The organism is Pedobacter sp. 01N416, assembly GCF_056399685.1.
Map to the genome: position 1 here is coordinate 1 of NZ_JBFTRT010000980.1, position 768 is coordinate 768.

The 768-nt window shown below is 38.9% G+C and carries 2 protein-coding genes; one reads left to right on the forward strand and one right to left on the reverse strand.

Annotated features, from left to right (window positions below; genetic code table 11):
* Positions 1–162, reverse strand: a 162-nt coding sequence (locus AC1DND_RS28795) for a DeoR family transcriptional regulator (protein WP_477586380.1), incomplete at its 3' end; no start/stop codon positions are given.
* A gap of 96 nt (positions 163–258) precedes the next feature.
* Here AC1DND_RS28795 and AC1DND_RS28800 point away from each other — a divergent pair.
* Positions 259–768 (forward strand): 5' nucleotidase, NT5C type (locus AC1DND_RS28800; protein ID WP_477586378.1); only part of this gene is annotated, 510 nt, incomplete at its 3' end.

Consider the following 768-nt stretch of genomic DNA (forward strand, 5'->3'; position numbering starts at 1 on the left):
ACCCCTAACCGCCCTGAGCAGCCCTTGCATATCGAGCTCCTTAATATCACGGCGAACCGTATCTTCTGATACGTTTAACAATGTGCTCAATTCGTTCAACCGCACCTTGGTGTCTTTTTCCAGGGTATTAATAATGATCTGTAGACGCTCTTCTTTTACCATACTACTGCAATATATTGCAAATATATAAATTTACTAGGATTATAATTTGCAATATATTGCAATATTAAATATTTTTGTTGCAAAATATAGCAAATCATGAGAAAAATAATAGGCATTGATATGGACGGCGTTCTCGCCGAYATAGAAGACCATATACTTCAGACCTACCAGGCAGAAACAGGCATTTCGCTTACCCGCAACGATATAAAAGGCAAATCGGAAGAAGAACTTTTTCCGGATAGGGCTATGGTAATGAAGATCTGCAATAGAACAGGCTTTTTCAGAAACCTGCCGGTAATGGAAGGCGCTGTTGAAGCCGTAAAAAAATTAATGGAAGACTACGAGATCTATATCGTTTCAGCCGCCATGGAATTCCCCTTATCGCTCTTCGAAAAACGCGAGTGGCTTGCAGAGCACTTCCCTTTTATCAGCTGGAAGAATATCATCTTTTGTGGCGATAAGAGTATAATAGATACCGATTATTTAATTGACGACCATTGTAAAAACCTTGATTTTTGTAAGGGAAAAGCCTTAATGTTTACAGCATTTCACAATGTAGAAAAAGATCATCACCAAAGGATAAATCACTGGAACGAGGTATCAGCA